This is a genomic window from Cystobacter fuscus, assembly GCF_002305875.1.
GTDB classification, from domain to species: Bacteria; Myxococcota; Myxococcia; order Myxococcales; family Myxococcaceae; genus Cystobacter; species Cystobacter fuscus_A.
Genome location: NZ_CP022098.1, coordinates 5725242 through 5748883, shown reverse-complemented (window position 1 = coordinate 5748883; position 23642 = coordinate 5725242). Strand labels below are relative to the sequence as shown.

Sequence of the window (23642 nt, the reverse complement as noted above, 5' to 3'; positions counted from 1 at the left end):
CCATGCGCGTACTCATCGTCGAGGACAATCGTGACCTCCAGGCCAACATCGCCCGGTTCCTGGAGCCGGACTTCCTCCTGGACTTCGCGGCCACCGGCCCCCAGGGGCTCGCGCTCGCGCTGGCCAACGCCTACGACGTCATCGTGCTCGACCTGATGCTGCCCGGCATGAGCGGCATCCAGGTGTGCGAGCGTTACCGGCAGCTCGCACCCCGGCTCGTTCCCATCCTCATGCTGACGGCCCGGGACACGCTCGAGGACAAGCAAGAGGGCTTCCAGGCAGGCGCGGATGACTACCTCGTCAAGCCGTTCTCGCTCCGGGAACTGCGCTGGCGCCTGGAAGCGCTGGCACGCCGGCCCGTTCCCCCGAGCGGGCGGCGACTGATCCTGGGAGGACTCACCCTGGAGCCAGAGAGCGGACAACTGCGCTGGGGCGAGCGCACCGTCCGGCTCCATCGCACCGAGGCCCTCATCCTGCGGCTCCTGATGGAGGCCGCGCCCGCCGCCGTCTCCACGGAGGCGCTGGCGGAGCGGCTCTGGGGGGACGACGCGCCGGATTCGAGCGCGCTACGCACCCACGTCTACGCCCTGCGCAAGGCGCTCGCCGGGCTGGGAGTCGACCATGCCATCACCACCCGGCGAAACGAGGGGTACAGCCTGGATGCGCGCAAGTGCCAGACCGGTCCGTGACCTCCTGCTGCGCTCCATGTGGCTTTGCGCGGCGTTCGCGCTGGTGCTCATGGGCGCGTTCTTCACGCTCTTCAGCTATGACCTCGAGGACGTCATCTTCAACCGGCTCGTCGCCGCCGAGGCGGACCGGCCCGAGCCGGGGCATCCGCCGGGCATCACCACGTATTCCGGCCAAGCCTCGCTGCCTCCCTGGCTGAGAGAGCGACTGGCGGAGAAGGCGTCCCAGGGCGAATACGAGATCCCCACCGAGGGCCACGGACACTTCCACGTCGCGGTGCGCCCTGGCGCGGCGAACGGGACCCCCCGGTATGTCGCGCTCGACGTGTCCGCACTGACGAGCACGACGTCCCAGCTCCGGCGAAGGACCGGCCTGCTCCTCACCAGCGCGCTGCTGGCGCTGCTGGCCGCCGCGCTGCTCGGCCACATCGTGGCCCGCCGCCTCGGTCGGCCGCTGGAGCAACTGGTGGAACGGCTGCGGGAAGAGGACGGAGCACTCCCCGAGGACGATGGCCGAGTGGCCGAGGTGCGCGCGCTGCTCGAGGCGCTGCGAACGCGGGACGCACGTATCCAGGAGTTGCTGGAGCGTGAGCGGCGGTTCAACCGCGACGCGAGCCACGAGCTGCGCACACCCCTGGCCGTGGCCCAGGGGGCGGTGGAGATCCTCGAACTCGACCCACCCCGGGACGCGGAGACATTCCGCCGCCTTCGCCAGGCCGTGAACCAGATGGGCCTGCTGACGGAGGGCATCCTCTGGTTGGCGCGGGAGCGCCGCTCCGAGGAGCGCTGCGAGCTGCTCCGAGTCTCACGTGAGCTGGTCGCGCTGTACGAGCACCTGCGCCAGAGCGACCACGTCGAGCTCTCCATCGAGTCCGCGGGAGAAGTCCTGGCCCCCCTCCCAGCCCCCGTGGCCCGGGTGATGCTGGGCAACCTCCTCAAGAACGCCCTGGCCTACACGAGCGAGGGACGCATCGTCATCGGCATCGAGCCCACGGCGTGGACCCTCTCTGACACCGGCGTCGGCTTCGGCTCGGTCGAGCCGGGGCAGGAGGGCTTTGGCATCGGACTCTCCCTGGTGGAGCGGCTCGCCCGGCGGTTCTCGTGGACAATCGCCATCGACACCCTGGAGCCCCATGGCACGCGGGTGCGGCTGACCTGGGAACGGAAGAGTCATGGCTGATGGGCCGGTCGCCTGCCGTTGAGCCACGCCGCCGCGTCATCACGACGCCTCCGCACCTGCTTGGGGTACCATGCGTTACGTCCTCGAGTCCCGGCTCTACAACAAGTTCGTCGTGACGGGGTGCAAGCCCGTCCGTGAGGAGGCGTCTCCTTGAAGGTCGAGCTCGTCACCCTGGAGGTCCCGTTCCTTCACCTGGAGAACCCGGCGGCCCGGGAGTCCTTCATGGACATGCAGCGAGTCCGCGCCGCTGCTTATAGGGCGGACTTCGGCGACCGCTACATGCCTTTCGACACGAGCGACTTCGTTGCCCGCCATCATCTCTTCTATGTACAGACGGAGTCGGGGCGAGAGCCGGTGGCGGCCTTCAAGCAGGTCGCGCTCGCCACGTGCGATGCCCATGGGCTCGAGCTGCCCGCGCTGGGCATCTTCGGGGGCCGGAGCCCTGAGCACGTGGAGGCGCTTTCCGAACTCATCCTCCAGCATCGCCGCTCGGGCCGTCACCTCCTCTACGGGGGGAGCTGGGGGATGCGCTTCTGGGCGCGCATGGGCTATGTGCCCCTGCTCCACCGTGGTCAGCCGCTTCCCAAGGTGGCGTACTCGGAGCCCGGGGAGGAGCTCGTTCTCATCTCCCTCACCGAGCCCTCGCCCTGGGCGCTGGAATGCCGGGAACGCCAGCGCCAGGTGCTCGAGGAGCGCCGCTCCTTTCCACCACGGGCCCCCAGCAGCACCGGCGCGGAAGGTGTCAAAGAACCCGTTTCGGCGCCGCGAGTCGTTTGACACCTTTCACGTGCGCTGGCGACAGGTGATGGCGCGGTGGAGCAGTTCACGCGCCAACGCGCAGTCACGCTTCCCCACAAGCCTTCCGCAAGCGCGGCACGGGCCGCCTCCTTGCTGCCAGGTGCTGAGCCTCGTCCGCTTCCAGGCTGCGGCGTCTCGAGGATGACCCAAGCGCCCTGCTCTACCCAACGGGGATGCACGGCCTCTCCACCGACCCTCCTCGGCCCCTCTTCGCCTGCCCCCCCTCCATACAGCCCCTCTCTGTCTTATGCTCCTCATCTCGTTCGCGATGACCTGCCTGGCGCCGCTGGGGCAAGGGGCGGCCCTCGGGCCTCCGGTGCCGTGGGTAAGCTTGCTGACGGCCTGAGCCGGACCACCCGCCAACGCTCGAGGACCCTCGATGACCTTGCATTCCGTCTCTCCGACCCTCGTGCTCGACGTGCCGGGCAGGCCCTCCTGTATCGATGTCGCGGCCGCGGTCGGCGCTGTCTTCCGCCAGATGCCCGTCGTGCATCGCATCTTGCTCGAGAACATCGTGCGCACCCAACCGCCAGAGGACGCGAGGACAGCGGTCGCGCACTTCGCGGCCTGGCAGGAGCATGGGCGCAGCGACGAGGAGATCCGCTTTCTTCCAAACCGCATTCTGATGCACGACACGACCTGCGGTCCCGCGCTGACCGACATCGCCGCGATGCGCGACGTGGTGGCGAGCAAAGGCGTTGATCCCGCTCGCCTCAACCCGGTGCTACCGGTCGCGACCTCGACCGACCACTCGGTGGCGGTGGACTTCTTCGGCCGCGAGGACGCGCTCGAGCGCAACATGGCGCGCGAGATGGAGCGCAATGCCGAGCGCTACCGCTTCATGAAATGGGCGTCGCGAACCGTCACCGGCTTTCGCGTCTTTCCGCCGGGCTCCGGCATCATGCACACCATCAACATGGAGCGGCTCGCCACTGTCACGGAGACCGCGCCCGGCCACGACGGAAGCCTCACCTGCTTTCCCGACGCACTGGTCGGCACCGACAGTCATACGCCGATGGTCAACGCGATGGGCGTGCTCGCCTGGGGCGTGGGCGGCATCGAGGCCGAGGGCGTGATGTTCGGCGTGCCCGTCTCCATCCGCCTGCCCGACGTGATCGGCGTACGACTGACCGGCCGTCTGCCCGACGGCGTGTTCGCGACCGACCTCGCGCTCCATGTCACCCACAGGCTTCGCGAGATGAAGGTCGCGGGCGAGTTCGTCGAATACTTCGGCCCCGGCGTGTCGACGCTGACCGTGGGCCAGCGGTCGGTCGTCGCCAACATGGCGCCCGAATATGGCGCGACCACGGGGTTCTTCCCCGTCGACGAGCACACGCTCGACTATCTGCGCCTGACCGGCCGCTCCAATGCTCAGGTCGCCTTGGTCGCCGCGCAGACCCGGGCGCAAGAGCTGTGGTTCGAGCCCGAGGCACGGCCGCGCTACACCCGACTGCTCGAGGTCGACCTCGGCCAGCTTCGGCCGTCACTCACCGGGCCCAAGCGACCGCAGGACCTGCTCGCGACCGCCGAGGTGCCGGCCGTGCTGGCGCCAGCGCTGGCGGGGGTGCGCGAGGGTCCACTGCCGCCCGATGCGCTCGCGATCGCGGCGATCACCTCCTGCACCAACACGACCGATCCCGGATTGCTTGTCGCGGCGGGCCTGGTCGCGCGCAAGGCCCGCGCACTCGGCCTTCGGACACCGCATTGGGTCAAGACATCGATGACGCCGGGCTCGCCCGCGACCGCGCGTCGGCTCGCACGGGTCGGCCTGCTCGAGGCGCTCGAGGCGCTCGGCTTCGGCGTGGTGGGCCATGGCTGCGCCACCTGCATTGGCAATTCGGGACCGCTTTCAGCGCCGGTTGTCGAGGCCATCGAGCAGCAGGGACTGAAGCCGATCGCCGTCCTTTCGGGCAACCGCAACTTCCCGGGCCGTGTCCACACACAGGTGGACAACGCGCTGCTCGCGTCGCCGCCGCTGGTGGTCGCCTATGCGCTGGCGGGGCATGCCGCGATGGACATCGCGCACGATCCAATCACCACCGACGCGAGCGGCCGGCCGGTGACGCTGCACGAGCTGTGGCCTGGCGCCGCCGAGGTCGAGCAACTGACCCGAGAAGCCTGGGCGCCGGGCGATATGGACCAGGCGTATGGCGCGGCGGAAGCGTCGCGTGTCTGGCAGCAGCTTTCGGCACCGGGGACTCCACTGTTCCCCTGGGATCCGGCCTCCACCTATCTGCGACCGCCGCCGTTCGTCGCCTTCGCCGAGCCGCGCGGCGATGCCGGAGCCCTCTTGATGCACCCGATCATGGTGGTCGGCGACGACATCACCACCGACCATATCTCACCCGCCGGCGCGATCCCGGCGAGCAGCGACGCCGGGCGGTGGCTGATCGAGCAAGGCGAGGACCCGACCGACCTCAACGTCTATTCGTCGCGTCGTGGCAACTGGGAGGTGATGCTGCGCGGGCTGTTCACCAATCGCAGCGTCATCAACCACCTGGGCGACGAACTGCGAGCCGGCGCGAGTGTCTTCGCCGCCACGGGCGAGCGGCTCCCCGTCTGGCAGGTCGCCGCGCACTACCACGAGCTGGGCCAGCCGGTCTGCATCGTCGCCGGCGAACGCTATGGCACGGGCTCGTCGCGCGACTGGGCCGCCAAGGGCGTGCAGCTGCTCGGCGCCAAGGTGCTGTTCGCCAACAGCCTCGAGCGGATCCATCGGTCCAACCTGATCGGCATGGGCGTGCTGCCGCTCCGCCTGCCCGAGGGCTGGCGCCCAGAGGCGCTCGGCCTTCGCCCCGGTGATGTGCTGGAGGTCGACTGGGCACCGGAAGCATGGGCACCGCACCTGGAGATCACGACGACGCTGCGGCGCGCCGACGGGCGCATCGAGCGCGGCACGGCACAAGCGTTCATCGAGACGAAGGCCGAGGCCGACCTGCTGCGTGCTGGCGGCATGATCGCCAACATCCTCGCCCGGACGGTGGCGGGTCGCACCTGACGTGGCACGGCGGGGGCACGACGCGACGGCCCCGCCCATGGTGGTCGTGTACGCACCGTGCGCGATGGGCCATACTTCGCCGCCTGCCCCAAACCCCATGCATCCCCGGTCGTCCTTCATCACCCTCCTGCTCGCACTGGTCGCTTCGCTGCGCCCCTGCGACGCCGCGGCCACGTCCCTCGACCACTACGCCTACACCCAGCACCTGGTAAACGAAGGCGCTCCCGCCGACATCTGGACGCTGGAGCAGGCCCCCACGGGATACCTCTGGCTCGGCACCGGCATGGGCCTCTATCGATTCGATGGGGTCCGCTTCGACCGCTATCCGCTGCGGGAGGGGCAGCGACTGCCCTCCTCCAACATCAACGCGCTGAAGGTGCTGCCCAATGGCGACATCTGGCTGGGTTTCTTCGCCGGAGGCGCGGCGCGACTGCGTGATGGCCGCGCCACCGTCTTCGGCCCCCACGAGGGGATGCCACCAGGCCGTGTGCTGAGGTTCGCCAGCACCCCGGACGGTGTGCTCTGGGCCGCCGCCGCGAGCGGATTGGCCAGGTACGAGGCGGGGCAATGGCGTGCCGTGGGCCGGGAATGGGGCTACGACGACGGCGCCGCGGAATATGTCTACGTCGATCGGCGCGGCGTGCTCTGGGTCTGCACGCCACGCCGGCTGGTCTTCCTCCGTCCGGGGGAACGGCGGTTCCATGACACGGGAGAAACGATCTCCCGAGATGCCGTGCTCGCGGAGGACCCCGATGGCCGGCTGTGGCTGAGCGAGGATCTCCAGGGGACACGGCCTCTGCCGGATCACGCCCGGTCCGTCCCGCCGGGCACCGCCCCCGCGTCTTCAGCGGCTCCGCCGACATCCGACGCCTCTTCGTCATCTTCCACGGCGGGCGCGCCTGCCTTCGCACGGGCCAAGCAGATGCTGTTCGCCCGCGACGGCAGCCTCTGGCTCACCGTCTGGGGGGCCGGCATCTGGCGGCTGCCCTCCCCGGCCAGTATTCCGACCGGACGCGGCCTGCGCCCCTCGGATCCGCTGGAGAAGTTCGAGCAGCCCGATGGACTGGCCTCTCCGGTGGTGGTGCCGGTGCTCGAGGACACCGAGGGCACCGTGTGGGTAGGCACGAACGCCGGACTGGCGGGCTTCCAGACGAAACGCCTGCAGGACATCCCCGAGCTGGCGTCAATGTCTCAAGGGGGCTTCATGCTCGCGGTCCTGGATTCCCGGGTGGTGGCGGGCAATCGGCAGACCACGCTGGTCCTGGACCCTCCCGCACCACCTCGCGCCTACGGCGGTCCAGTACCGAACCGCACGGCCACCTACGCCGCCGATGGCGCGCTGTGGTGGTTCACCGGACGGGAGGTGTTTCGGCGCGCGGGCGACACGCTGCGGAAGTTCGAACTCCCCGTCGGCACCGTTGATTCGCAGGTGGTGGCCTCCATACCGAACGGCGAGGACGGCATGTGGCTGTCCATCGTCGGCCGTGGGATCTTCGTCGCCACACCCGAGGGCATCCACCCCGAAAGGCGGTTCGGCTACAGCCCCGCCCCCAACGCCATGGCGCTCGGTCCCGGCAACGAGGTCTGGCTGGCGTTCGAGGACGAAGTGGTCCGGTGGTCCGGCGGCCACTCGACCCGATACGGTGCGGGCGATGGGCTGGCGATCGGCCGCGCCACCACGATCCACGCGACCGACAAGAACCTGTTGGTCGCCGGCGAAAGCGGGGTCGCGCGTTTCGACGGCCAGCGCTTCGCGACGATTCTGGAAAGCCGGGACACCGCCTTTGGTTTCATCACCGGCATCGTCGAGTCGCTGGACGGGGATCTGTGGATGAACGGCGGGCGGGGCGTGGTCCAGGTGAAGGCTGGCGACATCGAAAGCATGTTCTCGCGGCCCGGCGGTGCGCTGAACTACCGCCTGCTCGACTGGCGCGACGGACTGCCCGGCATCGCCATGCAGGCGGGCCCGGTCCCCACGGCGGTGAGGGATCAGCGCGGTCGGTTGTGGTTCGCGACCAACCGCGGCGTCGCGTGGCTGGAGCCAACCGGGTTGCTCAGGAACGAGCGCCCACCCCGGACCGAGATCCAAAGCGTGCGGGCCGGCGACCGGACCTATCTCGCCGGAGAAGATCTGCATCTGCCGGAAGGGACCCACAGCGTGACGCTGCGCTACACCGCGGTCACGCTCGCGGCGGCGGATCGGGCACGCTTCCGCTATCGGCTGGAGGGCGTGGACGGCGAGTGGCACGACGGCGGCTCGCTGCGCGAGGCGACCTACGCCAATCTCACCCATGGCCGCTATCGCTTCCGCGTCGTCTCCTCCAACGGCGACGACGTGTGGGACGAAACCGGCGCCACGCTGGACTTCACCATCGAGCCCACCCTGGTCCAGACAAAGGCTTTCGCCATTGCCTGTGTGGTCGCGCTGTTGGCCATTGTCTGGGGTGCGTACCGGATGCGGGCCCGCGCCATCGAAAAACAGGTCCAGTTGCGACTGGAAGAGCGCCACCGCGAACGGGAGCGGATTGCCCGGGAACTGCACGACACGCTGCTCCAGGGCGTGCAGGGCCTGGTGCTTCAGTTCGACAGCGTGGCCAGGCGCATCGTCGACCCCGAGCTCAACGAAAGGATGGAGGGCGCGATCGTGAAGGCCGAGGGCCTGATCACCGCCGCGCGTGACCGGGTCTCCGATCTGCGCGCGACCGACGGGCCGCTCGGCACGGCGCTCGATGGTGCGGCGCGGGAAGTGGCGGACGGAAAGCTCCTCGTCAACGTCTCCGTCACCGGCGACGAAAGGCCGCTGCGCGCCGCCGCCCGCGACGAGCTGCTCATGCTCGCCCGGGAGGCGGTGGCCAACGTGGTACGCCACGCGAAGGCCCGCTCCATCGTCGTGTCCCTGACCTATGACGAGCAGCGTTTGAGCCTGTGCGTGAAGGATGACGGCATGGGCCTGGACCCCCTCTACGCCAACCACAACGGCAAGCCGGGCCGCTACGGCATCAAGGGCATGTTCGAGCGCGCCAGGCGCCTGGGTGGAGCACTGCGGATATTCAGTGCGCCGGAGGGTGGCACGGAGGTGGAAGTGCGGCTCCACGCGGCATCCGCCTACGCGGACTCTTCATCCGGCCGTTCCTACAGTCTGTTGCACCGGTGGATGAAACGGCTCAAGGCCGCCAGGCCCGGCGGAGAATAAGGAAGGAGGGACAGCCTGTTGCTCCGTTGAGCGGTGACGGACTGCAAGAGGAGGGACCCCGTGCTGAACGAAACCAAGACAACAGCTTCTCAAAACATGGGCCGCTGGCTTCTGGGCTCATTCATGACAGGGGCCGGCACGGGCCACCTCACCTTCTCGCGGGAGCCTTTTCAGGCGCAGGTGCCCGACTGGGTGCCGATGGACAAGGACACCGTGGTCCTGCTCTCGGGGGTGGTCGAGATCGGACTCGGGCTGTCCTTGATTCTCAGTACACGGCACAAGGTCCCCATGGGACTGGGCCTGGCGGCATTCTACGCGCTGATTTTTCCCGGCAATCTGCACCAGTACGCCAAGCGCATTTCCGCGTTCGGTCTCGATACGGATACCAAGCGGTTTCTACGGCTGTTCTTCCAGCCCGTGCTGATGGGTTGGGCGCTGTGGTCCACCGGTGCGTGGAAGGCGTTGCGGCCAAGGTAATCAGGCCGCTCCCAGGCGGGCAGCGGGCAGGCAGGTCAGCGCTTGCCAGCCGGCAAGCCGCGCCGCCTGGGAGTTCCACCCGCGCCCTACCGGCGACCCGGGCCCGGCCGGAACCACGTGGGCTCGGACCGGACCGTCGTGCCTCCCGTGAACATGCCGCCGGTGAAGAAGGCCTCCTCGAAGAAGTGGTACGGGTGGACAAGCTCGGGGCGGCTGGCGGCCTCCAGGCGCTCGGCGAGCGGGGCCGGAATCTCCACGTCGAGCGCGCGCAGGTTGGTCTCGAGCTGCTCCAGCCGCGTCGCGCCAATGATGGTGGACGCCACGCCGGGCCGGCGCGTCACCCACGCGAGAGCCACCTGTGCCGGAGGCCGATCCAGTTGGCGGGCCACGTCCCCGAGCGCGTCGACGATGTCCCAGTTGCGCTCGGTGAAGAGCTTGAGGAACCCCGGGTTGCCGGAAGTGGAGATGGAGGGGAGCCGGCCCTCCCCCTTCGCCCCTACGCCCTCGCGCGTGTACTTGCCCGACAGCAGCCCCGACGCCAGGGGGCTCCAGGGAGTGATGGCCGCTCCGAGCGCCAGTGCCGCTGGGATGTGCTCGCGCTCGATGTTGCGCTCGACGAGCGAATACTCCAGTTGCAGCGCCGCGATGCGCTCCAGGCCCTCGCGCTCCGCGAGCGTCTGCGCGCGAGCGAAGTACCAGGCCGGCACGTCGGACAGACCGATGTAGCGGACCTTGCCCTCGCGCACGAGGTCGGTGAGCGTGTGCAGCACCTCCTCCACGGGCGTGAGGCCGTCCCACGCATGCAGCCAGTAGAGGTCCACGTAGTCCGTCTTCAGCCGCCGCAGCGAGCCCTCCAGCGCGCGGTAGATGTTCTTGCGGCCATTGCCACCCGCGTTGGGGTCCCCCGGCGAGGTGTTGACGGTGAACTTCGTCGCGATGACCGCGCCGTCCCGCCCGCCTTGTTGCGCGAAGTACTCGCCGATGAGCTGCTCGCTGGTCCCGCCCGTGTAGCCGTCCGCCGTGTCCAGGAAGTTACCGCCCGCCTCCAGGTAGCGCGCCAGGATGCGGTGGGCGGTTTCCTTCGGGCTGCCCCAGCCCCACTCGGTGCCGAAGGTCATGGTGCCCAGGCACAGCGGGCTCACGCGCAGGCCGCTGCGGCCCAGCAGGTGGTACTGCGCCAGCGAGTCGATTCGATGGGTCGTCGTCATGTGTCTCCCCTGTGGATGGCTTCAAACTGCCTTCCAGGGGCCGCGGAATGAAGACGCGAAACCCGCACACACTCTTTAGAATCCCTTAGAAATGGCCCTCACGCCCCTCAATGCCCTGGCCGTGTTCGTCACCGTTGCCCGGCGTCGCAGCTTCACCCAGGCCGCGAAGGAACTCGGGGTCTCCTCCTCCGCGGTGAGTCAGGCCGTCCGCCAGTTGGAGGAGAAACTGGGACAAGCGCTGCTCGCCCGTACCACGCGCAGCGTGTCGCTCACCGAGGCCGGACGCCGGCTCATGGAAGACGCCGCGCCGGGTCTCCAGTCCGCACTGGCGGCGCTCGAGCACCTGTCCGCCGACACCACGCAGCTCACGGGCTCGCTTCGCCTGTCGGTGCCCGCGTTCTCGCTGCCGCTCGTGGTCGAGCCCGTGTTGGCGAAATTCCTCGAGGTCCATCCGCACGTCCACGTCGACGTGTCCGTGCAGGACGGGTTCGTCAACATCGTCGAGGAAGGCTTCGACGCGGGTATCCGTCTGTCGGAAGCGGTGGAGCGTGACATGGTCCAGGTGCGCCTCACGCCCGCCTTCCGGTTCCTCGTCGTGGGGGCCCCTTCGTACCTCGAGCGGCACGGGACTCCGCGGCGGCCGAAGGACCTGGCCGACCACGCCTGCCTCGGCTACCGCTCGCCCTCGACAGGGCTGCCGTATCACTGGGAATTCGAGCAGGGTCGGCGGGAGCTCAGCGTGCCAGTGAAGGGGCCGCTCGCCTCGGATCACGCGCCGCTGCTGCTGAGCATGGCCGCCGCGGGCCTGGGCCTCGCCTACGTGGCCGAGAGCCAGGCCGCCCCCTGGCTGCGCACCGGTGCGCTGAGGCCCGTGCTGGAAGAGTGGGCGCCCACCGTGCCGGGACTCTTCCTGTACTTCCCCAACCGGACGCGCGCCTCCCGCCCGCTGCGCGCGTTCCTCGACATGGCGCGAGACATCCTCCCTCGCCGCTGAGCCTCCGCGCGATTGAATGGGGCCGGGCTGCTGCGCCAGACCTTCGCCCCCCCATTCCCTCTCACACGTCTCGACCACCCAGGCAGGCGAGGACCTCGCGCGGGGACGTGCTGACTCCGCCTTGCCCATGAGCCAGTGTGAAGCTGCCGCGCAGCAGCCCAGCCCCCTCCTATCGATCCTCGGGACGGTGCGCGGAGAGCCGTGACGCGAACAGGGAGTCCGCATGACTCAACCATGACACCCAGGCGGAAATAAAAATGATTTGCTTCCGCTCCCATGTCCCTTCCGCGCGCTGTCCTCTCCGGTCTCCTGTTGGTGGCACTCGCGTCCGTGAGCTGCATGCGTGGCGCCACGACTCCACCCACTCCCGAGGACACGGCCTCGATCGCTCCCCAGGCCCAGCCGCCTCGGCCCGTCCCGGAACCCCACCCCGTTCCAGAACCCGAGCCCCTCCCCGCCGACATCCCTCCGCTCCCGGTGCCCGCGAATGTCCCCGCGTCCTTCGCCGAGGCGGGCCTCATCGCGCCCACCACCGCCCCGGGACTCCCCGACACGGGGAAGGTGGACATCGCGGCGCTGCGTGATGCCGTCGCCGACCCGAAGCCCATTCCCGAAGAGCTGGTCCGACGGTGGGAGGAGCGGGATCGGACGCGCGAGGGTCGTGTCGAGGGCGGCGTGGAGGGGGGCGTCATCGGAGGAGTGGTGGGGGGCGTGCTGGGAGGCGTGGTGGCAGAGGCCTCCAGGCCAGCGGAAGCACCGTTGATGCCCGCTCCTGCTTCCGAGTGGGAGGCGGCCGAAGAAGCAGCGAAGGAGGAGGAGCCCTCCGTACAGGCGAAGCCCGACGAGCCCCGGGCGCCCCGGCCGTTGCTGCCCAAGGTGGAGTCCGCCCCCCGTCTGGCCAAGGTGCTGGTGCAGGACGAGCAGGGCCGCTACCAGCCGCTGAAGGCCCGCGCGGTGCGCGTGGTGACGTACATCCAGGGCGCTCGCGCACGCACGGTCGTGGACTACCTCTTCGAGAACGACACCTCCCGCTCCCTGGAGGGCACCTTCTATTACCCGCTGCCGGGTGGGGCGACGGTGGCGGGCTTCGCGCTGTACTCGGGTGCGGTGGCGGTGGACTCGCCCTCGCTCTTCCAATCGGCGGAGCTGTTGCCCCCGCTGGGGGACTCGGGCAGGGCGGAGGAGTGGGTGGCCGCGGCCCCGCCGAGCCCCGGGGACGCGAAGCACTCGTGGGGCCAGCCGCAGGAAGCACGGGTCGTCGAGCACAAGCGCGCCCGCGAGGTGTACGAGGACGTGGTGCGGCACAACGTGGACCCGGCGCTCCTGGAGTGGGCGGGAGCCTCCACCTTCAGCGCTCGCGTCTTCCCCCTGCCCCCGAAGTCCCTCAAGCGCGTGGTGCTCGCCTACGAGCAGACGCTCCTCTTCGATGGTCAGCACCTGCGCTACACGTGGCCCCTGCCGCCCGACGCGGGCCACTCGCTCCAGGTGTCGGCGCGCATCCACGTGGACCCGCGGCACGCACGCGCGATGACGGTCCTGCCCGCGGCGGGGAGCCCGCGGGAGCTGGGACCCTGGCGGGTATGGGATTGGCCGCGATTGACGGGGGATGGGGCGCTGCAGGTGGCCCTCGCGCCCTTGCGCCCGGACGCGGACGTGCTGGTGGGCAGGGACCCCGCGGGGTTGCCCGGGCAGGCCTTCTTCGCGCGGGTGCGGATGCCCTCGAGCTTCATCGCGGGAGAGGGAGCGGCGCCCACCGGGCGGGCGGTGCTGGTGGTGGACACCTCGCTCTCGGCGGAGGACGGCAACGCGTGGGCCCTGCAGGGCGCCCTGCTGCGCGCACTGCTGGAGCGGGACGACAGCCTCACCGAGTACGCGGTGCTGCTCTTCGATGTGCGGCCGCGCTGGCTGCATGGCCCTGGATTCCGGCGCAATACGCCCGAGGCGCGCCGGGAGACCCTGGGCGAGCTGGAGCGGGTCTTCCTCGAGGGCGCTTCGCATGTGGATGGGATGCTGGGCGAACTGGACCGGGCGAGCCGCGACTGGCTGAAGCCGGCGGCGGGCGGCGGACGGGTGACGGCCTTCCTGCTCTCGGACGGCAACGTCACCTGGGGACGCGGACAGGTGGACGCGCTCGTCTCGCACCACCCCGCCTCGGACACCTTGCGGTGGGTGAGCTACCGCTTTGGCGAGTCGGCGGTGAACACGGAGCTCTTCGACGCGCTGGCCCGGGCAGGCGGAGGCCGGGTGGTGAGCGTGCTCTCCGGCTCGGAGGTGCCGGCGGCGGCTCGTGCGCACCGGGCGCCCTCGGCGGTGCTGGCACGGGTGGAGGTGCGTGGCGCGAAGGTGATGGACCTGGTGGTGGCGGGTCGTCCCCACCTCGTCTTCCCGGGACAGGAGTTGCTGGTGGCCGGACGGCTGGTGGACGAGGGCCTCGCGGAGCTGGCGGTGACGGTACGCTCGGACGGCCAGGAGCGGACGATGCGGGTGCCACTGCCACGAGACCGGGACAGTGCCTTCGCTCCGCGGGCCTGGGCGGAGGGATGGGTGGCCCGGCTGGTGGCGCTGGAGGATCCGCGAGTGGACCGGATGGTGGTGGCGCTCAGTCAGCACTACCGGCTGGCCAATGCGCGCGCCTCCATGCTGGTGCTGGAGTCGGAGGAAGACTACGTGCGCTACGCGGTACGTGACGAGCAGGTGGACCTGTCCGGGCTGGAGGCGCTGCGGCGGCGCGAGCAGGATCAGGAGCGCGAACGGTTGGAGGGGCTGGCGCTGGACGGAGTGCCGGACTCGGGCCGCGAGGTGCTGCGGGTGCTGGGCGCGAAGCAGGCGGAGCTCGGCTCGCGGCTGAAGGCCCAACCCCTGCGGGACGAGCCCTACGCGGGAGGCGAGGAGCGGCTCCAGGCGGAGCTCGAGTACCGGCGGGCGCGGCGGGCGAACAAGGACGATGTGCTGGTGTACGAAGAGGTGGCTCGCGAGCGGGCCTTCGCCGGAGACACGTGGGGCGCGGTGCGGGCCCTCTCGTCACCCGTGGAATTGCGGCCGAAGGACCCCGAGGCCCTGCGGATGGTGGGTTATGGGCTGCTGGCGCTCGGCCAGTACACGGCCGCCACGGAGCTCTTCGAGCTCGTGCGGCTCAACCGCCCCTTCGAGCCGCAAGCCTACCTGGAAGAGGCCCTGGCCCTGGACGCGGCGGGACGGCCCGCGGAGGCGGCACGCGACTGGGAGATCATCCTGGCTCGAGACTGGGCCCGGCATGAGGAGGAGACCCGGACGGTGGCGGCGTACCACTATGCCCGGATGCTGATGGCGCTGGCGAAGCAGGCCCGGCTCTCGGGGGCGGAGGTGGAGACACTGGAGTCCCGACGGCGCGAGCTGGCGAAGCTCGTGGGGCCGGCGCCCATCGACTACCAGCTCACCCTGCACTGGAACTCGGACTCGACGGACATCGACCTGTGGGTGGTGGAGCCGAGCGGCGAGCGGTGCTCCTACCGGCGGATGCGAACGCGGTTGGGTGGAGAGCTGCACTGGGACACCACGGATGGCCTGGGGCCCGAGCTGTACCACGCGCGCAAGGCCGCACGCGGCTCGTACCTGGTGGCGGTGCATTACTTCGGCAACAACTCGGCTCGCTACGTGGTCCCCACGGCGCTCCTGCTGGTGACGGACCGGGGCGTCTTCTCCCGCGATGACGGGTACCAGCGGCAGTTCCAGCTGCGCATCCTGCCGAAGGCCGAAGCCGCGCTGCTCCTGCGCGGCGAGGAGGTGGTGCCGGGAAAGCGGGCGGCGAAGGCCGGAGCCGGAGAATGAGGGCGGCGCTCGTGGACATCGAGCACGGCCCATCCGTCTCCCTTCCAGGGGGAGACACACCCACACCCTCAGTAAACTCCGCTTGACCTGCCCCACCGGCCATTCCAGGCTCTCTGGTTAAACCCATTGCAAGGAGAGTCGGGATGAAGAAGCTGACGCTGATGGCGGGAATGCTGACGCTGGTGCTGGCAGTGGGCTGTGGACCGGTGGAGGGCGGGACGGCGGACCCGGGCGAGGAGTCGCCGCTGGGGACGGACACGGCCGCGCTGACCACGTACCCCGAGTGTTGTTCCGCCATTCCGAACTCCGGGTACACGGAGGCGTTCTGCGACTCGGTGGCGTACTCGCCGGGGCGCTGCAACCAGGTGTGGGGCGGCGGGGCGTGCCAGTGGAACAACACCAACTGTCCGGTGACGTGCTGCCAGCCCAAGAGCGGCAGCACGGTGAGCTGGAACTACTGCAACCCGTACGCGATCTCCGCCGACCGCTGCAACGCGGTCAACGGCGGGACCACCTGCAACTGGACCTGCTGAGCACGCCTCCTCGCGAGGGCTCCCTGATTGGCCATGCCCACCGGGTACAGCTCCGCGGAGGGAGGATACGGCAGATGCGGCGCCAGAAACGCCGCCTCCCAAGGCTCTAGCCCATCCGTCTGACCCGAAAAATCGGCCCCCCTTCCCTCCTATCGTGGACGTCCACTCGCTTGGGGCGCGAGCAGTCCGTACAGGGTGGCCATCACCGGCGTGGGCACTCCGGCCGCCCGGCCCCGGCGCACCACCGAGCCCATCAGGGCCTCGACCTCCAACCGCTTGCCCTGCTCCAGGTCCACCAGCAGCGAAGCGCGCATCTGCGGAGGCAGGCCCTGCAACTCCTGGACGAGTGACTCGGGATTCCGGGCAACGGTCACCCCCTCGGAGGCGGCAACCCGGATGATCTCCGACGCCGCCGCCGTATAGGTGTCGAGCGCGGGCGGACACGTCCGCAGCAGGCCGATGGGCAGGCGGGTGGCGCCGGTGAGTCCGGCGAAGGGCGCCAGGAAGACGAGCTTGTCCCAGAGCGACACGCGCGCGTCCGGCACCGCGTCCGTGTGGATGCCAGCACCGGCGAGCGTGTCGCGCAGGGCGCTCACGCGCGGGGAGATGCGCGGGGTGTCCCCGAAGAACTCACCGAACGTGATGCGATGGTGCATCCCGGTCTGGGTGAGGACTCCGGGCGCGGTGATGGCCACGGAGATGTAGGCCGAGCCGCCGAGCACCGCCTCCCGACCCACGGCGGAGGCCACCTCGTCGGGACTGTCCACGCCGTTCTGCAGGGTGAGCACCACCGCCTTGTCCCCGCCCGCCAGCAGCGTCTTCACCGTGGGGAGGGCCCCGGCGATGTCGTAGGTCTTCACCGCCAACATCACCACGTCCACCGGGCCCACCCGCGCCGGGTCCGACTCCGCGCGCACCGGGACGCGCACGTCTCCGGCCGGGCCGCGGATCTCCAGCCCCCTCTGTCTCAGCGCCTCCAGGTGCTCACCCCTCGCGAGGAAGGTGATCTCATGGCCCGCCTGGACCAGCTTCGCGCCGAAATAACCGCCGACGGCCCCGGAACCCACGATGGCGAATCGCATGGGCGCGGAGCATAGAGCCTGGTGACTCCGCATCCCAGTGCGACCCGCGCTCGCGGGCGCTCACGCCGCCTTGCTGTGCTCGCGCGGAGTGGTGCGGGCTCGCAAGGTGCGGCGCCGTCCCTGGCGCAACACCTCCAGGCGGACCTCCGGCCCGGTGGCGAGCGCCAGCAGGCGCTGGACGTCGTCCACGGTCGTGAGGGGCCACTCGTTGATGCCCAACAACAAGTCGTCCGCCTCGAGCCCCGCCTCGGCCGCGGGCGTGCCCTGGCCCACCTTCATGACGCGCACCGCGCGAAGCTGCCCCGCCTCCTGGGCACGCTGGGCCGGCAGGGTGATGGCCGTGGCGGCGATGCCGAGGAAGCGCCGTTCCACCTTGCCGCGTTGGATGAGCAGGCTGGCCACCCAGGCCGCCGTGGTGGCGCTCACCGCGAAGCCGATGCCCTGCGCGTACGGCAGCACCAGCGTGTTGAGGCCCACCACCTGTCCGTGCACGTTGAGCAACGGCCCTCCCGAGTTGCCCGGGTTGATGGCCGCGTCCGTCTGCAACAGGCCCTCGAGTATCACTCCGTCCGGCAGGGGCAGCGTGCGGTTGATGGCGCTCACCACGCCCATCGACACCGACTGCTCCAGGCGGAAGGGGTTGCCGATGGCCAGCACCAACTGCCCCACGCGCACGTCGTGGGGATCCGCCAGCGGCAGCGTGGGGAACTTCGCGCCTTGCTCGGCGCGCACCACCGCCAGATCCGTGGGGGCATCCGCGCCCACGAGCTCGGCGCGCACCTCGCTGCCGTCGTGCAGCTCCAGCATGAGCCGGCCCTGGCTGCGCACCACGTGTCGGTTGGTGAGGACGTAGCCGTCCGGTGTCAGGAAGAGGCCCGTGCCGTGGCCCTGCGCGTGCTGCACCGCCACCACCGCGGGCATCGCCTTGGCGACGAGCGACTCGAGCTCGTCGGAGAACTGTTGGAGGAACTTCATGGCGTCACTCTCCCTTCACGAACGCTTGCCAATCGAGACGGGCACCTCGCGCACCTCGCCCGCACGCAGGACCCTCGCCTGGACCTGGGTGCCCACCTTCTCGTCGCCGAGGTAGCCGAGCAGCTCCTCGATGCTGCGCAACGGCTGGCCTCCGAGGCTCACCAGCACGTCCCCCATCATCAGCCCGGCCTTGTCGGCGGGGCCCCCGGGCTCGATGGTGAGGAAGATGAGCCCGTTCTCTCCGCCCGCGCGCTCCCAGAGCCCCTGGGGCAGTCGCACGGGGTACGCGCCCACGCCGAGGTAGCCCCGGCGGATGCCTCCGTGCTGCCTCAACGCCTGGGCGACCCGGCCGAGCGTCTCCCCGGGGATGACGACCGCCGCCGTGCGCGACAGGGCCGCCGTCGGCATGCCGAGGACGCGCCCCCGGGTGTCCACCACCGCCCCCCCGGAGAAGCCGGGAGGCAGATCCGCGTCCGTCTCCAGGTAGCGGTCGATGCGGCCTCCCGCGTAGGTGCGCCAGCTCTCGCCCAACGTGCTGACGATGCCCAGCGTCGCGCGCGCGGTGCGGCCGGGACGGCCCAGGGCGAGCACCAGGTGACCCACCTTGAGTCCCTCGAGCGGCGCGGGCACCAGCGGCGTGAGTCCGGAGGCGTCCGCCTTGAGCAGGGCGAGATCCGTGGACGGATCCCTCCCGACGAGCTCGGCCGGGACGGTGCGGCCATCGGCGAGGCCCACGGTGATGGAGCCCTCCTGCTCGATGGCATGGTGGGTGGTGAGGATGTGTCCCTCCGCGTCCCAGACGATGCCGGTGGCACCGTGGCGGCGACGGGCCTCGACCCGGACGAGGCCGGGAGCGATGCGCTCGACGATGGAGGCGAGGGACTCGGAGAAGGCGCTGAGATCGGCGGACATGGAGGGATTCCTTGAGCGATTTCTTTCACTCGAAAGCTAAAGGCCTCGCCCGCGCGGCACATCGGCGAGACGGATGGGCCTCGACCTACCCGAATGGGTAGTCCCCCTGTCCATCCGGTCAGATCGTCACGAGCCCCAGGCGCGCCGCCCGGACGACGGCCTCCGTTCGCCGCTGCACGCCCAGCTTGGCGAGCACCGCGTTCACATGGAACTTCGCGGTGTGCTCGCTGATGTCGAGCCGCTCGGCGATGGCCTTGTTGGACAGGCCCTCGGCGAGCAGCGTGAGCACCTCTCGCTCCCGGGGTGTCAGGCCCTCGGGCGTCGAGGTGGGCGCCGAGACGCGCGGTGTGGCGCGCACCGCGGCGAGGGCCGGGTCGAACACGGTGAGTCCTCGCGCCACGGCGCGCAGCGCGGCGAGCAGCGGAGCGGGAGCCACGTCCCGGAAGAGCAACCCCCGGGCCCCCGCGGAGAGCGCGCCTTCTCCCGCGGCCTCATCGGGCACGAGCGCGAGCACGGGCGCCCCCAGGTCCGGGGCATCGAGTTGCCCCGCGGATCCGGTCGGGTGCAGGCCCACGTCCCACAGCACGACGTCGGGAGCGGCCTCGGGACTCGAGCTCTCCACCTCCGCCAGGGTACCGGACGCCGTGACCACGACGTCACTCCCCTGCTCCGAGAGGGCTCGGGAGAGCGCACCCCGAGCGAGCGGGTCCTCGGCGACCAGGGTGAGGCGGACGGGTGTGGCGTCGGAGTCCCGCACGATCCTCCTGCCTAACGGGCACCCCTGCGCTTCGCCCGACCCGGTCCACGGCGTGGCTCCAGTTGCCTGGCAGACAAACAGGTGACACGAGACATCAAAGGAACTCCCTCGAAATGGGGATATCAGGACGATCGCTTATCCGCTAGCTTGGTCCGAGTTCCTGGTGGTGACGCGGGGCATGTCCCGACCGCGACAGGAACCCGGCCATCTGGTCCCCCTCACATCCCCCGAGTTCAATGAAGATCAAAAATATTGGAATGACTGTCGGCATCGCCCTCCTCTCGCATTCCCTGGTGGCGCAGGCCGGAGAAGCCTTCAACAACACCGGCACCGTCTCTGGTTGGAACTCCATCAACAAGGAGCACAAGGGGTCTGTCACCGAGGTGACGAATGTCACCCATTCGGGCCCGACCGCCATCAAGGTGACGCAGATCTACGATTCCGCGTACAGCGGCCGCTACCATTCGGAGGTCGTGAAGAACAACGTGTATCGTCGCGGCGATACCGGCTTCTACGGTTTCGCGTTCCGCCTGCAGCAGGACTGGCAGTTCCAACCCCAGTCGTACAACATCGCCCAGTTCATCGCGGATTTCTCCAATACCGGCTGCGATGACTACATGCCGTCCAGCATGATCTGGCTCTCGGGCAATCAACTCTTCACGCGCGTCAAGCAGGGCTCGGTCTGCTCTCAGAAGACCGTCACGTTCGGCAATCTCGCCACCGTCACCGCCGGGGTGTGGCACAAGATCGTCATCCAGGCGAAGTGGGCGAGCGACGGCACGGGTTTCTACAAGCTCTGGTTCGATGGCCAGAAGGTCCTCGAGCAGTACAACCTGAGCACCACCGTGTCCGACGACCGGTACTTCCAGTTCCGCGTCGGCCTCTACGCGAACGGCTGGCACGACAGCGGGTACATGCAGGGCAGCCAGGGGACGCGCAGCATCTGGTTCGACGAGATTGGCGCGGGCACGACCTTCGCCGACGCCGACCCCGATCAGTGATGAGAGATACTCTTGCACCGCCCGCGCCGCGAAGCTGGCCGGGCGGCTGCTGATGGAGATGCCCTCCGTCAGGCTTTCTTGACCTGGGCGCTGTTGAACATCCCCTCCGGGGTAGATGACGCGCGGCCCATGGGGCAAGGTCGCACCACCAGCGACTCCCGCGAGGGAGCCAAGCATCGGAGGAGGCACATCATGTTGGCGGAATCGCTCAAGGGGAAATCGGTCATCGTCACCGGCGCCAGCAAGGGCATCGGCAAGGGAATCGCCCGGGTCTTCGCGCGGCACGGCGCCAAGGTGCTGGTGGTCGGGCGAGATCTCCAGGCGGCCGAGGCGGTGGCGCGGGAATTCGTCTCGGCCGGTGGCACGGCCAGCGGCTTCTCCGCCGACGTGACCCGGCTCGAGGACATGGAGAAGATGGCCAGGGTCGCGGCCGAGCTCCATGGCGGAATCGACGTGCTGTGCGCCAATGCCGGCGTTTTTCCACAAGTGAAGATGGAAGACATGTCGCCGGAGACCTGGGACGAGGTGATGGCGACCAACCTCAAGGGCACCTTCCTCTCGGTCAAGGCCTGCATCCCCTATCTGAAGAAGTCCAGCCAGGGGCGCATCGTCATCACCTCGTCGATCACCGGCCCGACGACCGGCTTTCCCGGCTGGACCCACTACGGCGCCAGCAAGGCCGGGCAACTGGGCTTCATGCGCACCGCCTGCATGGAGCTCGCGAAATACGGCATCACGGTCAATGCCGTGCTGCCCGGCAACATCGTGACCGAGGGACTCGAGAAACTGGGCCCGGACTACATGAAGGGCATGGCGGCGGCGGTGCCGCTCGGCAAGCTGGGTGAGGTCGAGGATATCGGCCATGCCGCCCTGTTCTTCGCCAGCCGCGAGGCCGGCTACATCACCGGCCAGACGCTCATCGTGGATGGAGGTCAGGTCCTCCCCGAATCGCCGGACGCGCTGGCGCAGATGTAGGGCTCTGGGGAGCACGATGAACAGGTATCTACCGACAGGACTGCTGGCCGGTTTCCTCTTGTGCACGAGCAGCGCCGCGAACGCCGAGAGCCCTGCCCGGGCCTTCGTCCGGCTCGACGAGGCAACCACCGGGCGTGTCGAGCGCGCCGTGGAGCTGCGGATACAGCGCTCCGCCGATGGCGAGCAGGGCTATGCCGTGAAGAACTCCGGCAAGTGGCGGGACGGGCCTTGTCGGAGCGGGGGCCCTTCCGGACTGAGCGTGCTGCTCGTCGACTTCGACTTCGATGGCCATGCCGATCTGTGGGTGACGGGCGTCACCGACGGCCAGGGACGTGTCCGCTGCTCGGACGTCTGGTTGTACAAGCCCCAGCTGAAGCACTACGAGCGGCACTCCGAGCTGTCGAGCATCCAGAATCTGGAGATCGATCCAGACGCGAAGCAACTGGAGGGCGGCATGTGGAACTGCGGTTGCGCCGGAATGTGCTTCTTCCATGAGACCCACGGATGGTCCTCGGGCTCACTCTCGAAGCTGTCGCGCCGGGAGCAGGATTGTGGGTCAGAGGACATCGTGTATCGCGAGTTCTCGGTGGACTCCGGAGCCATGAAGCTCACCCGTGAAGTCAAAGGCGAGCCGGGCTTCGAGGAATACGATCGCCGTCAAAAGGGCATCCTGAAGTTCCTCGACTGGGGGAGCGTCAAGCAGGTCCGCCAGTGGGAGGCGGTCCGCAAGAGCGGGCGAGGCCCCTGAAGAGGTGGCGGCCGCTCAGGGAGCGAGCTCGACGTCTCCCCAGAAGCCAATCCAGTGGTCAACCCGCTTCATCGACGCCTGGGGCGCCTCGTAGGACCAGGCCGCGCGCTCGCTCCGGCCATTTCCGTCCGAGACATCGTAGAACTGGACGCCATGCGGACACGCCCGGTCGCTGTCCGTCTTCGGCGCGAGCCGAAGCAGCTCCATCTGAACCGACGCACGCGGAAAGTAGTGGTAGCCGCCGACCTCGACGGTGTCGGCGCTCTCCGCGATCACCCTGCCTCGTAATGTCGCTCTCATGTCGCGTGTATCCTAACGCCTCGAGGGGAAACTCACCGATGCGTCACCTCATTCAGATGATTCGAGGCCGCGTCGAGGAGGCCAAGGCCGCCTCGACCCTGGCCACGCTCATCATCCATGGGCTCTCCACTCAGTGACGCCGCAGGCTCCCGCTCCCCTCGAGGCGCACGTCGCGCAACGAGGCGTCTCCCCAGAGATCCACATTGCCAGAGCCATCGATGTGCACCGTCACGGTGGTAGCGACGGTGGCGCTCACGTTGCCGGAACCCGCCATGTACAGCTCCGCCTCCGAGCTGGTGAGCCCCCGGGCCTCGAGGTTCCCGCTGTTGTTCACCCGGGCCACCAGGCGCGGCGCCGAGCCGGTGAGGCTCATGTCGCCCGAACCCTCGAGGACGGCCTCCAGGCTCTTCGTGGCGCCGTCATAGGTGAGCGAGCCGGAGCCAGACAGCCCCAGGCGCACCCCGTCCAGCACCTGCTCCCGTGGAGTGCACAGCGTCATGTTGCCAGAGCCAGAGAGATTCACGGTGAGGCTGGAGGCCGGCCCGCAGTAGTCCATGTCTCCAGAGCCCTCGAGCTCGAAGCTGAGCGCGTTCGACTGGGTCACGCCCTCGACGAGGAAGTCGCCGGAGCCATCATTCTCCGCGCCGAGGAAGCGCGGCAGCGTCGCCACCACGCGGCCTTCACCCGAGTACGACAGGTTCTCGGTGTTCTCGATGAAGAGCGTCTCCCCGGAGACGCGGGTGGTGACGAACGGGAGCAGGTTCTCGTCGAGCGTGAGGGTGACGGATCCGGCGGAGGCCTCGCGCACCACCACATCCAGGGAGGAGTGATTCTCTACCCGGGTGAAGCCGGTGAGCTCGCGCGGCTGAGTGACCTTGTGGCCATTGCCCTGCTCTCCGAACCAACCGCAGGCGGGCATAAACATCAGTGCCGCCACACTCCAACCCAGGCTCTTCCGCATGTTCCCTCTCCTGAAAATGACGCCAGCCGACCGCGCTGATTCGCGAGTCCTGTCACT

The 23642-nt window shown here is 69.2% G+C and carries 19 protein-coding genes; 12 read left to right on the top strand and 7 right to left on the bottom strand.

Annotated elements, in window-relative coordinates:
* Positions 1–2: 2 nt before the first annotated feature.
* From CYFUS_RS23400 to CYFUS_RS23375, 6 genes are all read left to right on the top strand, one after another.
* Positions 3–689, top strand: a complete 687-nt coding sequence (locus CYFUS_RS23400; RefSeq protein ID WP_095987246.1) for a response regulator transcription factor — start codon at positions 3–5, stop codon at positions 687–689.
* On the top strand, positions 661–1866 hold the full coding sequence (locus tag CYFUS_RS23395) for a sensor histidine kinase (protein ID WP_232537724.1): 1206 nt from the start codon (positions 661–663) through the stop codon (positions 1864–1866). Before CYFUS_RS23400 ends, CYFUS_RS23395 begins: the two co-directional genes overlap by 29 nt.
* A gap of 150 nt (positions 1867–2016) precedes the next feature.
* Positions 2017–2643 (top strand): hypothetical protein, encoded by a 627-nt coding sequence (locus CYFUS_RS23390; RefSeq protein WP_095987245.1) that lies wholly within the window; start codon positions 2017–2019, stop codon positions 2641–2643.
* 400 nt (positions 2644–3043) lie between these two features.
* Positions 3044–5662 carry an aconitate hydratase AcnA gene (acnA, locus tag CYFUS_RS23385; protein WP_095987244.1) on the top strand — a complete coding sequence of 873 codons (2619 nt, stop codon included), beginning with the start codon at positions 3044–3046 and terminating at the stop codon, positions 5660–5662.
* A 37-nt stretch (positions 5663–5699) separates the two neighbouring features.
* On the top strand, positions 5700–8855 hold the full coding sequence (locus CYFUS_RS23380; RefSeq protein ID WP_095987243.1) for a sensor histidine kinase: 3156 nt from the start codon (positions 5700–5702) through the stop codon (positions 8853–8855).
* A 60-nt stretch (positions 8856–8915) separates the two neighbouring features.
* Positions 8916–9332, top strand: a complete 417-nt coding sequence (locus CYFUS_RS23375; protein ID WP_095992180.1) for a hypothetical protein — start codon at positions 8916–8918, stop codon at positions 9330–9332.
* Between the two features lie 86 nt (positions 9333–9418).
* On the opposite strand, the gene CYFUS_RS23370 is transcribed toward CYFUS_RS23375, so the two are convergent.
* Positions 9419–10540, bottom strand: a complete 1122-nt coding sequence (locus tag CYFUS_RS23370; RefSeq protein ID WP_095987242.1) for an aldo/keto reductase — start codon at positions 10538–10540, stop codon at positions 9419–9421.
* Between the two features lie 91 nt (positions 10541–10631).
* Between CYFUS_RS23370 and CYFUS_RS23365 the strand changes: the two genes are divergently transcribed.
* The 3 genes from CYFUS_RS23365 to CYFUS_RS23355 all read left to right on the top strand — a co-directional run bounded on the left by CYFUS_RS23365 (position 10632) and on the right by CYFUS_RS23355 (position 15874).
* On the top strand, positions 10632–11534 hold the full coding sequence (locus CYFUS_RS23365; protein ID WP_095987241.1) for a LysR family transcriptional regulator: 903 nt from the start codon (positions 10632–10634) through the stop codon (positions 11532–11534).
* Between the two features lie 276 nt (positions 11535–11810).
* Positions 11811–15341: a hypothetical protein gene (locus CYFUS_RS54000; RefSeq protein WP_269770257.1), complete on the top strand. Its 3531-nt coding sequence runs from the start codon at positions 11811–11813 to the stop codon at positions 15339–15341.
* A 143-nt stretch (positions 15342–15484) separates the two neighbouring features.
* The gene (locus CYFUS_RS23355; RefSeq protein WP_095987240.1) at positions 15485–15874 is read left to right on the top strand and encodes a hypothetical protein; all 390 of its coding nucleotides are present in this window, start codon (positions 15485–15487) and stop codon (positions 15872–15874) included.
* 149 nt (positions 15875–16023) lie between these two features.
* Here the strand turns inward: CYFUS_RS23355 and CYFUS_RS23350 are convergent, their stop codons facing one another.
* The 4 genes from CYFUS_RS23350 to CYFUS_RS23335 all read right to left on the bottom strand — a co-directional run bounded on the left by CYFUS_RS23350 (position 16024) and on the right by CYFUS_RS23335 (position 19600).
* Positions 16024–16956 carry a ketopantoate reductase family protein gene (locus CYFUS_RS23350; RefSeq protein WP_095987239.1) on the bottom strand — a complete coding sequence of 311 codons (933 nt, stop codon included), beginning with the start codon at positions 16954–16956 and terminating at the stop codon, positions 16024–16026.
* A gap of 60 nt (positions 16957–17016) precedes the next feature.
* Positions 17017–17931 (bottom strand): S1C family serine protease, encoded by a 915-nt coding sequence (locus tag CYFUS_RS23345; protein ID WP_095987238.1) that lies wholly within the window; start codon positions 17929–17931, stop codon positions 17017–17019.
* Between the two features lie 15 nt (positions 17932–17946).
* Positions 17947–18843, bottom strand: coding sequence for a S1C family serine protease (locus CYFUS_RS23340; protein WP_095987237.1), 897 nt, complete (start codon positions 18841–18843; stop codon positions 17947–17949).
* 118 nt (positions 18844–18961) lie between these two features.
* The gene (locus CYFUS_RS23335; RefSeq protein ID WP_095987236.1) at positions 18962–19600 is read right to left on the bottom strand and encodes a response regulator transcription factor; all 639 of its coding nucleotides are present in this window, start codon (positions 19598–19600) and stop codon (positions 18962–18964) included.
* A gap of 236 nt (positions 19601–19836) precedes the next feature.
* Here CYFUS_RS23335 and CYFUS_RS23330 point away from each other — a divergent pair, with 236 nt between their 5' ends.
* The 3 genes from CYFUS_RS23330 (at position 19837) to CYFUS_RS23320 (ending at position 22324) form a co-directional block, all read left to right on the top strand.
* Positions 19837–20601 (top strand): polysaccharide lyase, encoded by a 765-nt coding sequence (locus CYFUS_RS23330; protein WP_095987235.1) that lies wholly within the window; start codon positions 19837–19839, stop codon positions 20599–20601.
* 192 nt (positions 20602–20793) lie between these two features.
* The gene (gene fabG, locus CYFUS_RS23325; protein WP_198316720.1) at positions 20794–21576 is read left to right on the top strand and encodes a 3-oxoacyl-ACP reductase FabG; all 783 of its coding nucleotides are present in this window, start codon (positions 20794–20796) and stop codon (positions 21574–21576) included.
* A 16-nt stretch (positions 21577–21592) separates the two neighbouring features.
* A complete protein-coding gene (locus CYFUS_RS23320; RefSeq protein WP_157758607.1) occupies positions 21593–22324 on the top strand; it encodes an XAC2610-related protein in 732 nt (243 codons plus the stop codon).
* 15 nt (positions 22325–22339) lie between these two features.
* Here the strand turns inward: CYFUS_RS23320 and CYFUS_RS23315 are convergent, their stop codons facing one another.
* Positions 22340–22624: a DUF427 domain-containing protein gene (locus tag CYFUS_RS23315; RefSeq protein ID WP_095987233.1), complete on the bottom strand. Its 285-nt coding sequence runs from the start codon at positions 22622–22624 to the stop codon at positions 22340–22342.
* Positions 22625–22754: 130 nt separating this feature from the next.
* Positions 22755–23549 carry a GIN domain-containing protein gene (locus CYFUS_RS23310; RefSeq protein ID WP_198316718.1) on the bottom strand — a complete coding sequence of 265 codons (795 nt, stop codon included), beginning with the start codon at positions 23547–23549 and terminating at the stop codon, positions 22755–22757.
* Between the last annotated feature and the right edge of the window lie 93 nt (positions 23550–23642).